Source organism: Sinorhizobium sp. CCBAU 05631 (assembly GCF_002288505.1).
GTDB lineage: Bacteria > Pseudomonadota > Alphaproteobacteria > Rhizobiales > Rhizobiaceae > Sinorhizobium > Sinorhizobium fredii_C.
In genome coordinates this window covers 382,768-397,728 of record NZ_CP023064.1, presented here as the reverse complement: position 1 = coordinate 397,728, position 14,961 = coordinate 382,768, and the positions used below count along the sequence as shown (strand labels likewise).

Below are 14,961 nucleotides of genomic sequence, written 5' to 3'. Positions count from 1 at the left end.
TTTGACAGTGTTTGTAATACTAGTATATCAATTTCCGTGCACTGCCAATCAACGCGGGAGGAAGGCCATGCGGCTTTCAAGAATGACGCTCGACCGTCTGCCGGAAGCCGTGAAGAAGCCGGGCTACGATCCGGCAAATATTTCCGTAGGCATCGTCCATCTCGGCATCGGCGCCTTTCACCGCGCCCACCAGGCGGCCTTTACCGACGCAATCCTGGCGGAGGATCCTTCCTGGGGCATCTCTGGCGTCTCGCTCCGCAGCCCCGATACGCGGGACGCCCTTGAGCCTCAGGACGGGCTTTACACGCTCAGGATACAGGACGGCGAAGGCGAGCGGCTGCAGGTCGTCGGCAGCGTCGTCGAGCTACTCTGCGCACCGGAGGATCCGGAAGCCGTTCTCCGCCGGATGGCCGGTCCCGACACCCGGATCGTTTCGCTGACGATTACCGAGAAGGGCTATTGCCACAACCCCGCGACCGGGACGCTGGACGAAGCCCACCCCGATGTCGTCCACGATCTTGCAAATTCGCAGCGGCCACGCTCCGCAATCGGCTTCATCGTCGAGGCGCTTGCCAGACGGGAGGCGGCCGGCATTGCTCCGTTCACCCTGCTTTGCTGCGACAACCTTCCGTCCAACGGCCATGTGCTGAAACGCGTGGTCACACGCTTTGCGGAACTCCGCGATCCGGTCCTTGCGGCTCTCGCGCGCCGTCTCTCCTGCCCTTCCACCATGGTCGACCGGATCGTGCCGGCCACCACGGACAGCGATCGGGAGGCCATCGCGACGGCGCTGGGGCTCGAGGACGCCTGGCCGATCATGACCGAACCCTTCCAGCAATGGGTGATCGAGGACGACTTTCCGCTCGGCCGTCCGGCCTGGGAGGATGCGGGCGCCGTCTTCGTCGACGATGTCGCCGTGTTCGAGATGATGAAGCTCCGGCTGCTCAACGGCAGCCATTCGACCCTTGCCTATCTCGGCTATCTGGCGGGCGCCGAAACGGTGGCCGAGGCCATGGCCCTTCCCGGGATGGAGGTGCTCATCGAGGGCTTAATGCGCGAAGAAGCGACGCCGACCTTGCCGCCGCTCCCCGGATTCGACCTCTCCGCCTATCGCGCCGACCTCCTCCGGCGGTTCCGTAATCCACGGCTCCGGCACCGGACCTGGCAGATCGCCATGGACGGCTCGCAGAAACTGCCGCAACGGCTGCTCGGCACCATCCGCGACCGCCTGCAAGCCGGAGCCGGCTACGAGCGCCTGGCGCTCGGCGTCGCTGCCTGGATGCGCTACGCGCGTGGGCTCGACGAACATGGCCGGGAGATCGACGTCCGCGACCCGCATGCCGCCCGGATTGCCGCACTCGTCCGCGACATAGTCGAGCCTGAGCAGATCGTCGACGCCTATCTGACGATGCGGGATGTGTTCGATGCGTATCTCGCCGGGAGTGTTCCGTTCCGCCTTGCCCTTGTCAAGGCTTTGACGAGGCTCTTCGTAGAGGGCTCGGCGGCAACGCTGCGCGCCCATGCGTGAGTCGATACGCCCCTCATCGGCTGCTGCACCTTCTCCCTGACAGACAGAGGGAACGGATGATACCGCACTCTCCGTCCAGCCTATATATGGTGACAGAGGGAACCTGATACATGGTTGCGAAGTGTAGTCGTCGACCTTCATCTCTCGCCGAGTCGTCGTGAAGATCGCACTCGCCCGACACGGCAAGAGGCGCTCGGCGCGGCGCAAATGAGGAAATCCGCGCCATAGGTTCGCGAACATGGAGGCGCGCGAGGGTTGGGCGGGAGCGCATCGGAACCCACGAGAGACCAAAACGCCGTTCTACTTGGAAATCCGGCGAAGTTTTATGTTGTGGCAGGTGAAAAATCTGATTTACTGCCACTTCGCTACTTGGCTTTACGGGGGATATTGCCGATGGGGTGGACGCGCAGGGATATTGTGCTTGGCGGTTTAGCGTCATTTGGCACCGTGGCGGTACAGAAACCCACATTGGCAGCGGCGACTTCCTATTTTTCCGGCACCGCCGTCGACGATGGTGTGACATTCCGAAGCACCAACTTTGCCAAGATCGACAAGAAGTGGCGCCGCCAGGTTGTCAGATATTTCAGCAGCGAGCCGATTGGCACCGTCGTTGTCGATACAAGGCACCATTTTCTCTACCTGATCATGGAGAACAAGACTGCCATTCGCTATGGCGTCGGTGTCGGCCGAGAGGGCTTCAAATGGTATGGTCGCGCCACGATCGACCGGAAATCGCACTGGCCACGCTGGACGCCGCCGCCGGAAATGCGTGAGCGCCACCCCGAACTGCCTGAATCGGTCGAGGGAGGTTCGCCAAAGAACCCGCTCGGCCCGCGCGCCATGTACCTGCTTCGCGATGGGGTCGATACCGGCTATCGTTTGCACGGTACGCTGGAGCCGGGCAGCATCGGCAAGGATGCCTCCAGCGGCTGCATCCGCATGTTCAACGAAGACGCAATCGATCTTTATCAGCGTTGCCCCATCGGCACCGCGGTGCAAGTCCTGCCGCATATTGCCGACCAGGCTGAAAGTGCCGCCGCTCAGGTCAGCCAAGCAAGCCCGGTCGAATGAGGAATATCACCCTGATGTCTGCTTTGACCGGATATACGAGGCTGCTTGTTGGCGTGGCCATGCTGCTGACGCTCGCCGCCTGCAACACGATTGAAATCGCGGCGTTGGAAGAGCCGACTGCGTCACCGATGATCGGACAGACCAATGATCCGGCGCCCGGCTTCGAGAATGTCGTGACCGGCAGCGAAGAGGACTTCATCCTGAATGTCGGCCGACGGACCTACTTCACGGAGGACTCGGCCACGCTCGACTCCGTCGCCATGGCAACGTTGGACAAGCAGGCGATCTGGCTCAACAGCAATCCGCGTTGGCTGGTCAAGCTGCAGGGATTTGCAGACGATTCCGGGTCCGGGGCAAATATGGCAACGCTGTCGCAGAGACGCGCCGACGCGGCGATGGCCTATCTCGTCTCGAAGGGCGTAGATGCCAACCGCATGTGGGCCAAGGGTTACGGCAACGAGCGCGAGGTCCGTGACTGCACGGACCGCTCCTGCAAGGTGCAGAACCGGCGCGTCGTCTCCAACTTGCGCACCGAGCGCGACTCCCTTTGATCCAGGATGACTTGCGGATAGGTCCGTCCTGCGTCCAGTCAAGACAGCAGACGACTCGGCCCGTCGGGAGAGATCGCGAAGACGGATCCCTGCCCGCCGGGCCGATGAGGTCGGCCGCATCGGCCACCGTCCGAGAGTAGGCGTTCAACAGCTCGACATCCGGTGCGCGACTGAATGGAATTGTCGATATAGCCCGTGACCGGCGTGGAACTGCGTGCCCCGGCTGCGGACAGGCTTCCTCCAAAAGGAGCTTTTCAGCGATACCCGGCGAAAGCGAAGATGCCGCATGATATATTGCCGCGAATGCTCGTCCGGTCTTGCCGAAAGGCGTGGGGGTCCCGATGCCTCTGTTCATTGTGCGACATCAGCACTCGCCCGAAGCCTGCCCCGCGCGCGATCCGGCCATGGGCGGGATGTTGCTGAACCATCTGAGCAGGCCAAGCGCCGCGCGCCACGGGGTCGTTATCAAGGGCGAGGCCGTCGTTCGCGGTGCTCACACGCTGTTCTTCATCGCCGAAGCGGCGGATGAGGCCGCCCTCCAGGCGTTCTTGACGCCGTTCCGGCAAGTCGGCGAGGTGGAAGTGATGGCCGCGTCGACCTGCGCGGAGGTAGTCGCGAGTGGCGGCTGCGATGCGCCCCCGGCAGACATTTCGGCGGCGCTGCTCGCTCCGGCCGACGCTTGCCAGGAAGCCATCGAGGCGGGACTTCTCGTCCACCGGGCCTACCCGTTGAACGGCGAGACGTCGGTGCCGGACCTCGCCGGCGGGGCCGTCATGCCCAACGGTCGGTTCTACCTGCGCAACCATTTCGATATCCCGCACCTCGATGGCGAGCGCTACCGCCTCTCGGTCGGCGGGTTGGTCGAAAAACCCCTGAGCCTGAGCATGCGGGACCTTCGCAATCTTCATGCCGAGAGCCTTGTGGTCACCCTCGAATGTGCCGGTAACGGCCGCAGCCTGTTCGATCCGGCGGTGCCCGGCGAGGCCTGGGGCATGGGCGCCGTCAGCACCGCCGAATGGACCGGCGTGCCCCTGGTCGAGGTGGTCGAACGGGCCGGGCTGCAACCCGGCGCAACGCAACTCACCTTCCGCGGCGCCGACGGCGGGCTCGTCGAGGGTCACGATGCGCCGATCAGTTTCGAGCGGGGCCTTACCGTCGACCAGATCCGCGAAGCGGGCGCGCTGCTCGCCTACGAGATGAACGGCGAGCCGCTGCCGCCGCCGCACGGCTACCCGTTGCGGCTGCTCGTGCCCGGCTGGTACGCTGTGGCGTCCGTGAAATGGCTGACCGAGATCATCGTCACCGACAAGCCCTGCGAGGCACACTATCAGGTGGAAAAGTACTGGTACGAGTGGAAATGCAACGGCCACGACGAGCGCGCGCCGGTGACGCTGATGAATGTGAGGGCGCTGATCGCAACGCCCGCTCAAGGCGAGAGCCTGCCGCGTGGCGAGACGGCGATCCGCGGTGTCGCATGGTCGGGCGCCGGCAGCATAGCGAGGGTCGACGTCAGCCTGGACGGTGGGCCGTGGCGCGAGGCGCGGCTCGTCGGCGAACGGCGGCGCTCTGCGTGGCAATGGTGGGAACTGATCACCCGCCTCGACGAGACGGGGCCGCTCATCGTGCGGGCGCGCGCCACCGACATGGCGGGCCGGACCCAGCCTGAGCACGCCGAGTGGAACCGCCTGGGCTACGGCAACAACTCGATCCACTGCGTGACCGCACAATTGATCTGAAGCCTGGAGCGGTTTCCGTTGTGGTCCATGCTATGACCGGCGGTCTCTTGCCTGGTCTGCCGTCAGCGCCGTGTCCTGGGTGCCGGACACGATGATCTCCAGCACCTCGTGCTCGTCAGTGTTCCTGATAAAGCGGTCGCCGACATATTCGCCGCGCTTCAGCACCATGACGCGATCGCCGACGGCGAAGATGTCGATGAGCCGGTGCGAGATGATGATCTGGGCAACGCCTTGCCTCTTCAGTTCGAGCATGGTCTCGAGCAGCCGCTCAGTCGCCATCACCGACAGATTGGCGGTCGGTTCGTCGAGGATCACTACCCGCGGCTCGAAGGAGATGGCGCGGGCGATCGCCACCGATTGCTGACGACCGCCCGAGAGGCTTTCGACCTTCTGGTAGACCGAGTTGACGTCGACCTTGAGCCGCTTCAGAACGCGATCGGCTTCCGCATACATCGCCCGCCGGTCGACGAAGGGACCTTTCAGCGGCCACCGGCCGAGAAAGATGTTCTGGCCGACATCCATGTTTCCGCAGAGCGCGAAGTCCTGGTAGATCATCTCGATGCCGGCGTCGCGGCTCTCGTGCGGGCTCCTGAACTGCACCGGCTGACCGGCAACGAGGATTTCGCCGGCATCGCGCTGATAGGCCCCGGTGAGGATTTTCATCAACGTCGACTTGCCGGCCGAGTTGTCGCCGACGAGGCCGAGAATTTCTCCGGGATAGAGGACGAGATCGACCTTGCGAAGCGCCTGTACGGCGCCGAAGGCCTTTTCGATGCCGCGCATCTCGACGATCGGCCGGGGCGATTGCGTATCAACCATGACTGCCCGCTCCTGTTGGCGCTCGCCTCGCGAAGCGCGCCCGCAGCGTTCCGAGAATGTTGGCCTGACGCACCCATATGTCGATCAGCACCGCGACGATCAGGATGACGCCGATGAAGACGTTGATCCAGTGCTGCGGCATCGTAAAGCCCTGGACGTTCAGCTGCAGCAGCGCCCGAATCAGCGTGATGACGGCCGCCCCGGCGAGCGCGCCGATCATCGTCCCGTGGCCGCCGAAGATCGACCCGCCGCCGATGATCACCGAAGCGATGGCGTCGAGCTCGCGGAACTGCCCGGCGACCGGATTGAAACTGCGGAAATAGGCGACGTTGATCTGCCCGGCCATGGTCGCGCAGAGCGCAGCCAGCATCAACGAGAGGAAGCGTATGCGGTTGGTGTTGATGCCGGCGTAGGCGGCGGCCCGCTGATTGCCGCCGGTCGCGCAGACCTTCAGGCCAAACGGTGTATAGGCGAGCACGATGCCGGCGACGATAGCGACGAGGAACATCCAGACGGTCTGGACGCTGACGACCTCCGCGACGGTCCGGATGATGCCCGGTTGCAGCGAGACGCCGAAGTAGAGGAGCACGTCGCTAACCTTGCGGCCGATCAGATTGTAGGCCTCCGTCCAGCCGGTCAATTGCTGCCCAGCGACGAACCAGGCGGCGAGACCACGGGCGATGTAGAACATGCCAAGCGTGGCGATGAAGGAGGGCAGTTTGAGACCGACGGTCAAGGTGGCGTTGACGAGCCCGGCGGCCATGCCGGCGACGAGCCCCATGGCGATCGCCGTCATTGGATCGGCGCCGAGCACCTTCAGGAAATAGGCGGCCGTACTGCCGGCAAGGGCGAGGACCGCGCCGACCGAGAGGTCGATGTCCCCGGCGGCGATCACATAGGTGAGCCCGATGGTGATCAGCGCCAGCTCCGTATAATTGAGCAGGATGGCGAATGTGTTGGAGAGATTCCACCAATAGTCGGGCCGGAGCGCCAGCCCCGTCAGCCACAAGACAGCTGCAAGTATGATGGCGAGCGCATCGCGACGCGCCAGGAACTTGCCGAACCCGATCGCCGACAGCGCCATGTCCGCCGCCATCGCTCCCTTGGTCTGTACGCCTTCGAGCGCGACGCCGCCAATCTCCATGGCCGCGGGCGGCGGCCGTCGGCGCAGCCAGGCCCAGAAGCGGGCAAGCACCTGGCGGCGAATGAGATAGGGTTCGATGAGCACGGCGGCGACGAGTAGCAGGCCGAGAAAGACCAGCACCGCGCCCGCTGGCAGCGTATAGCGGGCGCTGACCGCAATGCTTTCGCCGTCGATGACAACGGTACGGGTGATCGGCCAGCCTTCGCGTAGCACCTTGTCGATGAGCACGACGAGGGCAGCGCCGAGGCAGGAGCCGACGACCCGGCCGCGGCCGCCGAGGATCGAGGCGCCGCCGATGATCACCGAGGCGATCACGGTCAGTTCCCAGCTGACGCCATAGAGCGGCGTGACGCCCTTGTCCTGCGCGGCCGCCAACAGAGCGGCGACGGTCGCCGAGAGCGACGAGATCAGATAGGCGCGAATCCGCACCCAATTCGCCGGGATACCGGCATAGACGGCAGCCTGTTCGTTGCCGCCGGTGGCGAAGGTCTCGTATCCCCACCGCGTTTTGCCAAGCACGATCGCCCCCACCGTTGCGGCGATGGCGAAGATGGCGATCTGGTTGTTGAAGCCAAAACCATTCGTCTCGCCCAGATGAAAGAAAGTCGGATATTCCCTCGCCTTGCCCGAATAGTAAATCGCCTGGCCATGCGTCAGCGCCAGCACGAAGCCGCGGCCGATGAACAGCATCGTCAGCGTGGCGATGAAGGCCGGGACTTTGAGGAGTGTGACGAGCACGCCGTTGAGAAGGCCGATCGCGGCGCCAAGGAGCAGGCAGAGGACGATGGCCGCGACGATGCCGAGATCGAGAAAGCTCGACGCGAAGAGCCTCGCGAAGACGACGGCGATCAGCCCGTAGATCGAGCCGACGGAGAGGTCGAGATCCTTGTTGACGATGACGAAGGTCATCCCGACGGCGATGATCCCGACGCGGGAGGTGTCGCGAAGAAGCGCATGGAGGCCCTCGGTCGAACCGAAAAATGCGGGGTTGACGGCCGCTCCGGCAAGATAGAGCAGTGCGATGAAGATCAGCAGCCCACCCTCCCAGCTACCCGCGAGTTGGGAGGGTGCGCGGCCGAGCGATGTCGTTGCGGTCGGTATCATGGCGGCTTCTTCCGCGTGCTCCTCGCATGCGGGTCAGGCCGCCGCAACCGACGGTCCCCAAGGGGGGAGATCGACTCGCGGCGAGTCAGCCGCACAAACGGCACGGTGCGGCATGGACGGCCCTCTGATGGCGGCACCGGGCGTGCCTCAGGCGTTCTCACCCCTTGTGGGGGAGATGGCCGGCAGGTGAGAGGGGGGTGCAGCGCCGCCATCATCCGCTCTTCATCGCGCCGGACTTCGCGCTCAGTTCTCGAATCGCTTGCCGACCTTGGCGACATTCTCCTTCGTCACGAGCTGGGCGCGCGTGTCGAGATTGGCGGCCGAGATGCCGCGGTCGATCTGCAGATAGAGCTGCATGACCGGCCAGAAGCCCTGGAGGAAGGGCTGCTGGCCGAGCGAGCCGGTCAGGTTGCCGGCGGCGATGCCTTCCTGCTGTGCCGGGCCGAGGTCGAAGCCGAAGGCGCAAAACTTGCTCGTCCAGCCCATCTGCTCCACCGCCTTGACGAGCGGCGGCGTGAAGACGTTGTTGGCTGTGAAGGCGCCGACGACGTCGCCGCGGGATTCGAAGAGCGTCACCAGTGCATTGACCGGATCGTTCGGGTTCGTGTCGATGCCGACGTTCTCCGGCCCGGCATCGACCTTGAAGGCCTCGAGCTTGCCGGCGTCCTTCAGCGTCTTGACGATCGCGTTGAAGGCGGCGGTGACGCGGTTGTTCACCTCGATATTGCCCATGGCGGTCGATGACGGCAGCAGGATCGAGCCGCTGGTCTTGCCGCTGTCGAGCACGCATTTGGCAAGCGCCTCGCCGCCGATCGCCGCCGCCGAGGCATCCTGGCCGGTGTGGCTGATGCCGCTGCGGTTGAGGAGCGTTCCATCGAACGAATTGGTGGTGGCGACCGGAATGCCGGCCGCCTCGGCCGCCTTGACGATGTCGTTATAGGCGCCGACCTGCGGCGTCGTCATAATAATGCCGTCGATTTTCGGATCACGGACGATCTGATTAAGAATCTCGATTTCGCGGGCCGGGTCGTCCACCGGCGATTCGGAGCCGAGCAGCAGGATATCGGCGCCGATCATGTTGCCGGCCACCTTTGCACCGACATAGACCGGATCGAAAAAGCCGTTGCCGGCCGTGTGCGTGACGATCGCAAAGGTCAGACGACCGTCCGCGGAATGGAAGTTCTTAGTTTCCGGTGCTTCCTTGGCGGCGTCATCGAAATTGTAGCCGCCGACGGCCTTTTCCACGCTGCCCGATTGCGCGAATGCAGACGTGACGCCAACTGATAACGCCGCGGCCGAGACCGCGCAGAGCAAAACTCGCCTCATGGCTTTCCTCCCTTGGATCACGCCTCGGGCCGGTCTTCGCAACCGAAGCCTGCGTGATCATTTCCCAGTGGCTAGAGCGGGATACAGGTGGAAAACCGCGTACATTTTGCCCCCTCCCCCTCCATGTGTCAGCGGGCGAAAGCGGTTCGGGCGCGGTTTGCGAGAGGCGCGTCGAAGGCTCCCTCCCATCCGCCTATTTTCTGCGCAGTTGGAGCACAAGTAAATGGCGAACTTTTCGAAGAGTGTCGGCCTGGGCGGCCGCCGGCGGAATGCCAGATCCTCCTCCCCGAACAGGCGAATCCCGCAGGCGATATCCGTTTCGCGCAGCCATTTTGAGCTGCGGCGTTTCGGACAGTTGTTGGACAGGTTTGCAAGCACAACATCCCGTCCCCGCGGGCGCATCCGCTCGCGAATATTCGAAAGGGAATAAGAATGGAAAGGCGTGAATTCCTCCGGGGCCTGGCCTTGCTTGCCGCTTGCCCGCTCTGCGTCAAGACGGCCTACGCCGCCGAAGGCGTACATTGGGGCTATGAAGGCGAAGAGGGCCCGGAGCATTGGGGCTCCCTGGGCAAGGAGAACAGTGCCTGCTCGGCCGGCTCGCAGCAATCGCCGATCGACATCACGGGCGCGATCAAGGCCGATATCCCGGACCTCGCGACCGACTGGAAGAGCGGCGGCACGATCCTCAACAACGGCCATACGATCCAGGTGAAGGCGGCCGGCGGCACGCTCAAGCGCGGCGACAAGACCTACGATCTGGTGCAGTACCACTTCCACGCGCCGAGCGAGCATCTCGTCGACGGCAAGGGCTTCCCGATGGAAGTGCATTTCGTCCACAAGCACGCCGAGACCGGCGAACTCGGTGTCCTAGGCGTGTTCATGGTTCCCGGCGCCCGCAACGAGACCTTCGCCAGCGTCGCCGCCAAATTCCCGCAGAAGGCCGGCGAAGAGGTAGCGCTCGACGCCGTCGACCCGAAGGGCTTACTGCCCACCTCGCTCAAATACTGGGCCTATGAGGGATCGCTCACCACCCCGCCCTGCAGCGAGATCGTCGACTGGATGGTGGCGATGGAACCGATCGAGGTCGATTCGGCCGACATCAAGAAGTTCACGGCGCTCTACTCGATGAATGCGCGGCCGGCGGTTGCCGGCAACCGCCGCTATGTTCTGGGCTCCAGCTGATTGGTGCTTTCGGCAGCGTTTGCTTCTCCTGAGGGCTGACACATCCGGCAAGGCATCGCCTTGCCGGATGTGTGTCGCGACGCGTTCACGGCAACACTTGCGTAAAGAACCCTTCGCTGCAAATGTCCCTCGGGACGAAGGAGCCACCCCATGGATCGATGGCTCCACGAGCGACGAGGGCAAGCGATGTTCGATCTCACCGGCAAGACAGCGCTTGTCACAGGCGGCGGCCGCGGGCTCGGGCTGGAAATGGCGAAAGCGCTGGCAAGGGCGGGCGCCTGGACGGTGATCAACGGCCGCAGCCGGCAAAACCTCGAAGAGGTGTGCGAGCGGCTTGCCGGCGAAGGCATTGCGATCGGTATCGCGCCAGGCGATATCACGCGCGATGTCGGACCCATCCTCGCCCAGGCGATCGCCAAGACCGGCCAGCTTGATATCCTCATTCATGCGGTCGGCGAGCGCGACAGGCGCGGCACCGAGGCAATGGAGCCGGAGGACTTTGCGCAGCTCCTGAACACCGACCTCACTGCGGCCTATGCCGTCGCAAGAGCAGCCCTTCCGCTCCTCAAGCGTTCCACGGCCGGCCGGCTGATCTTCGTCACCTCGATCGCCGCCTTTGCCGCCCGCGCCGGCGACCCGGCCTATACGGCGGCAAAGGGCGGGCTTTCGGCGCTCACCCGATCACTTGCGGTCGAGCACGGTCCCGACAATCTCACCGTCAATGCGATCGCGCCGGGCTGGTTCTCGACCGAGACCAATGCCCATCTCGCCGCCGATCCGGCGCTTCAGGCCTTTGTCGAAGTGCGCATTCCGTTGAAACGCTGGGGCCGGCCGGAAGAAATTGCGCCCGCCGCCGTCTTCCTCGCCTCGCCCGCAGCAAGCTTCGTCAACGGCATCACGCTGACGGTCGACGGCGGCATGACGGTGCAGATGTAAAGCCGGCGAAGCGACAGCGACCTTGACTGGATCCACTGGGGATTCTCCCCGCGAAGTAAAGCTCTGAGTCGAGGGCGATACCCCTCTGCCCTGCCGGGCATCTCCCCCAAAAGGGTGGAGATCGGCAAGGATCTGCGCTTTCGCCCGTCGGCCACTCCGCAGATTGGGCAAGGGCTTAAAGTGCCGCCTCTCTCCACGCTAATGCCCGGCAGTGCAGAGGGGGCAACAGCCACCTGTGTGCTCCTAAATGCGTGAGCATTACTACCCGCTCTTCGCCTCCTCCGTCCCACGCAACATGCGGATCAGCCCGGAGAAATCCTCGGCCCCATGGCCGAGCTTCTCGAACAGGCTGTAGAGCTGCGCCGCCTGGGCGCCCAACGGCGTCGTCGCGCCGCTCGCGCTCGCCGCCTGCTGGGCCAGCATCAGGTCTTTCAGCATCAGGCTCGCCATGAAGCCGGGCTTATAGTCGTTGTTGGCCGGCGAGGCCGGCACGGGTCCGGGCACCGGGCAATAGCTGGTCAGGGACCAGCACTGGCCGGAGGAGGTGGAGGCGACGTCGAAGAGCGCCTGGTGCGACAGGCCGAGCCGCTCGGCGAGCACGAAGGCTTCGCAGACCGCCGCCATCGAGACGCCGAGGATCATGTTGTTGCAGATCTTGGCGGCCTGGCCGGCACCGGCATCGCCGCAATGGACGATCTTCTTGCCCATCGCTTCGAGAAGGTGCTTGCCGCGGGAAAAGGCGCCGTCGCTGCCGCCGACCATGAACGTCAGCGTTCCGGCGGCCGCACCGGCGGTGCCGCCGGAAACCGGCGCATCGAGCGATGGGCAACCGGCCTTGTCGGCAAAACCGTGGACCTTGCGGGCGCTTTCGACGTCGATCGTCGAACTGTCGATGATCAGCGTGCCCGGATCGACGAAGCCGAGCAGCTCGTCCCAGACATAGATGACATGCGATCCGGCCGGCAGCATGGTGATGACGCATTCGGTTTCGCGCACCGCCTGGGAGATCGATCCGCCCACGGAAACGCCCGACTTGGCGGCCGCGTTGCGCGAGGCCTCCGACAGGTCGAAGCCGGTGACGGCGTGTCCCGCCTTCACCAGGTTGGCGGCCATCGGGCCGCCCATATTGCCAAGCCCGATAAAGGCGATCTTGGTCATCTTGTCTCTCCTCCTCCTCAACTCACGTCCCATGGCCCAGCGATTGGCGCGGCCGGTCAGCCACCGGCAAAAAGCGGCGCGCCGTTATAGTTCCCGAAGCGCGCAAGCATCTGCGGCGTGGCCTCCTTGAGCCCGACCGACCACTTCGGATTGCGGTCCTTGTCGATCACCGCGGCGCGCACGCCTTCGTAGAAATCCGGGTTCGACAGCATGGCGACACAGCCCGCATATTCCCGCTCGAGGCAGTCGTTCAGCGTCACGCTCTCGCGGCCGGCCCGCAGCAGCGAAAGGGTGAGTTTCAGGCTGATCGCCGAGCGCGTCTTCAGGAGGGCAAGCGTCTCGCGGGCGAAGTCCGAACCGTCCTTTTCCAGTGCCGCCAAGATTTCCTCGACCGTGTCAAAGGCGAAGCAGCGGTCGATGAGGGCAATGTGCGCGAGCAGCGCCGAGGCTGGCGCCTCGTTTGACACGGCGCGGATCGCGGCCGAAACATCCTCGGCAGTGGCGGACGGCGAAAGCCCGACGAGAGAGCCAATCAGCTGATCGAGCTTCTCCGACGAAACGAAACTGTCGGCAAGCCGCGCGTAGATCGCCGCCGCAGCCCCAACGTCGCGGCCGGTGAGACCGAGATAGGTGCCGAATTCGCCCGGCGCCCGCGGCAGGAGCCATGTCGCCCCGACATCGGTGAAATAGCCGATGCCGGTCTCGGGCATGGCGAAGCGCGTTTTCTCGGTGACGATGCGGTGGCTGCCATGGGAGGAGATGCCGACCCCGCCGCCCATGACGATGCCGTCCATGATGGCGACATAGGGCTTGCCATAGGCGGCAATGCGGCTGTTGACGATGAACTCCTCGCGCCAGAATTGCGCTCCCTCCTGCGGGCGTTCGCGGCCGCTCTCGTAGATCATGCGGATATCGCCGCCAGCACAAAGCCCGCGCTCGCCCTCGCCGGTGACGAGAACGGCGGCGATGGCCGGATCATCCTCGAATTCGGTGAGCGCCGCGTCGATCGCCCGGATCATCGCCAGGTTGAGGCTGTTCAGCGCGCGCGGCCGGTTGAGCCGGAGCCTGCCGATCGCGCCTTGACGTTCGACGATGACCTCCGGTTGAGCGGTCTGCATCTCCATGAAGTGTCCTTCCTATTTCCGTCCCATGACGGCGCGCGACACGATCAGCCGCATGATCTCGTTCGTTCCTTCGAGTATCTGGTGCACCCTTAGGTCCCTGACAATCTTCTCGACGCCGTAATCGGCGAGATAGCCGTAGCCGCCGTGCAGCTGCAGCGCTTCGTTGGCGACAGCAAAGCAGCGATCCGTGACGAAACGTTTGGCCATGGCGCAGAGCTTGGTCGCCTCCGGGTCACCCGAATCGAGGGCCGAGGCCGCACGCCAGAGGAAGGTGCGGGCGATTTCCAGATCGGTCGCCATGTCGGCGAGGCGAAACTGCAGCGCCTGGAATTCGCCGATCGCTCTTCCGAAGGCGCGGCGCTCCTGGACATAGGCGAGCGCCTTGTCGAAGGCGGCCTGTGCACCTCCGAGCGAGGCGGCGGCGATGTTGAGGCGACCGCCATCGAGCCCTGCCATGGCGATCCTGAAGCCCTGGCCCTCGGCGCCCAGGCGGTTCTCGGCCGGAACGCGGACGTTGTCGAGCATCACCGCCCGCGTCGGCTGGGCGTGCCAGCCCATCTTCTTCTCGTTGGCGCCAAAGGTCAGACCGGGCGTCTCCTTGTCGACGACGAAGGCGGAAATGCCCTTCGGCCCCTCTTCGCCGGTGCGCGCCATGACGATGTAGAGGCCGGAATCGCCGGCCCCGGAAATGAACTGCTTCTGCCCGGTGAGCAGGTAGGCGTCGCCGTCACGCACGGCCTTGGTCTTCAGCGCCGCCGCGTCCGAGCCGGAACCGGGCTCGGTCAGGCAATAGCTCGCCAGGATTTCCATGGTGAGCAGCCGCGGCAGCAGCCGCTGACGCTGCTCCTCGGTCCCGTAGCGATCAATCATGCCGGCGCACATATTGTGGATCGATACGAAGGAGGCGATCGCCGGGCAGCCGGTCGCCAGCGCCTCAATGATCATCGCGGCGTCGAGGCGCGTGAGCCCCGTGCCGCCGACGTCGTCGCGGACATAGATGCTCGCCATGCCGAGGGCGGCGGCGGCGCGCAGCGTCTCCACCGGAAAATGCTTCTGCTGGTCCCAGTCGATCGCGTGGGGCGCGAGCTCGTCGCAGGCGAAATCGAGCGCCATCGCGCGGATGGCTTCCTGCTCCTCCGACAGGCGAAAATCCATATGCATGTCCTCCCTGACCGGCATATTGACGATATGGCGCTGTAGTTACATCAAATCTCGCACAGGCACAGACGCAAATTCTCACAGCATCTGTTCAAAATCGAACAGACCTGCGAGACGAGGCAGA

General features: G+C 64.5%; 12 protein-coding genes. 6 read left to right on the top strand and 6 right to left on the bottom strand.

The genetic code is table 11. The annotated features are described in order from the left end of the window. The first annotated feature begins 67 nt into the window (after positions 1-67). The 4 genes from SS05631_RS21445 to SS05631_RS21430 all read left to right on the top strand — a co-directional run bounded on the left by SS05631_RS21445 (position 68) and on the right by SS05631_RS21430 (position 4,886). A complete protein-coding gene (locus SS05631_RS21445) occupies positions 68-1,528 on the top strand; it encodes a mannitol dehydrogenase family protein (RefSeq protein WP_037419015.1) in 1,461 nt (486 codons plus the stop codon). A 393-nt stretch (positions 1,529-1,921) separates the two neighbouring features. Beyond that, positions 1,922-2,599, top strand: a complete 678-nt coding sequence (locus tag SS05631_RS21440; protein WP_037419011.1) for a L,D-transpeptidase — start codon at positions 1,922-1,924, stop codon at positions 2,597-2,599. Continuing rightward, on the top strand, positions 2,596-3,150 hold the full coding sequence (locus SS05631_RS21435) for an OmpA family protein (RefSeq protein WP_083854028.1): 555 nt from the start codon (positions 2,596-2,598) through the stop codon (positions 3,148-3,150). The genes SS05631_RS21440 and SS05631_RS21435 overlap by 4 nt, the downstream gene beginning before the upstream one ends. Positions 3,151-3,491: 341 nt before the next feature. Continuing rightward, complete coding sequence (locus SS05631_RS21430) at positions 3,492-4,886, top strand: sulfite oxidase (RefSeq protein WP_037419005.1); 1,395 nt, start codon at positions 3,492-3,494, stop codon at positions 4,884-4,886. 30 nt (positions 4,887-4,916) lie between these two features. On the opposite strand, the gene SS05631_RS21425 is transcribed toward SS05631_RS21430, so the two are convergent. The 3 genes from SS05631_RS21425 to SS05631_RS21415 form a co-directional block, all read right to left on the bottom strand. Then, positions 4,917-5,705 carry an ATP-binding cassette domain-containing protein gene (locus tag SS05631_RS21425; RefSeq protein WP_037419001.1) on the bottom strand — a complete coding sequence of 263 codons (789 nt, stop codon included), beginning with the start codon at positions 5,703-5,705 and terminating at the stop codon, positions 4,917-4,919. Next, positions 5,698-7,953 (bottom strand): sugar ABC transporter permease, encoded by a 2,256-nt coding sequence (locus tag SS05631_RS21420; RefSeq protein WP_037418999.1) that lies wholly within the window; start codon positions 7,951-7,953, stop codon positions 5,698-5,700. Before SS05631_RS21420 ends, SS05631_RS21425 begins: the two co-directional genes overlap by 8 nt. Before the next feature lie 243 nt (positions 7,954-8,196). Continuing rightward, on the bottom strand, positions 8,197-9,279 hold the full coding sequence (locus SS05631_RS21415; protein ID WP_095678064.1) for a substrate-binding domain-containing protein: 1,083 nt from the start codon (positions 9,277-9,279) through the stop codon (positions 8,197-8,199). A 432-nt stretch (positions 9,280-9,711) separates the two neighbouring features. Between SS05631_RS21415 and SS05631_RS21410 the strand changes: the two genes are divergently transcribed. Both SS05631_RS21410 and SS05631_RS21405 read left to right on the top strand, forming a co-directional pair. After that, the gene (locus SS05631_RS21410; protein ID WP_037418971.1) at positions 9,712-10,461 is read left to right on the top strand and encodes a carbonic anhydrase; all 750 of its coding nucleotides are present in this window, start codon (positions 9,712-9,714) and stop codon (positions 10,459-10,461) included. A 186-nt stretch (positions 10,462-10,647) separates the two neighbouring features. Next, entirely contained in the window at positions 10,648-11,397 is a 750-nt protein-coding gene (locus SS05631_RS21405) for an SDR family oxidoreductase (protein ID WP_037418968.1), read from the top strand. A 261-nt stretch (positions 11,398-11,658) separates the two neighbouring features. On the opposite strand, the gene mmsB is transcribed toward SS05631_RS21405, so the two are convergent. The 3 genes from mmsB to SS05631_RS21390 are packed head-to-tail and all read right to left on the bottom strand — an operon-like array spanning position 11,659 to position 14,834. After that, positions 11,659-12,555 (bottom strand): 3-hydroxyisobutyrate dehydrogenase, encoded by an 897-nt coding sequence (mmsB, locus tag SS05631_RS21400; RefSeq protein ID WP_037418965.1) that lies wholly within the window; start codon positions 12,553-12,555, stop codon positions 11,659-11,661. 56 nt (positions 12,556-12,611) lie between these two features. Beyond that, the gene (locus SS05631_RS21395; protein ID WP_037418962.1) at positions 12,612-13,679 is read right to left on the bottom strand and encodes an enoyl-CoA hydratase/isomerase family protein; all 1,068 of its coding nucleotides are present in this window, start codon (positions 13,677-13,679) and stop codon (positions 12,612-12,614) included. 12 nt (positions 13,680-13,691) lie between these two features. Next, on the bottom strand, positions 13,692-14,834 hold the full coding sequence (locus SS05631_RS21390; RefSeq protein WP_037418959.1) for an isobutyryl-CoA dehydrogenase: 1,143 nt from the start codon (positions 14,832-14,834) through the stop codon (positions 13,692-13,694). Positions 14,835-14,961 lie beyond the last annotated feature (127 nt).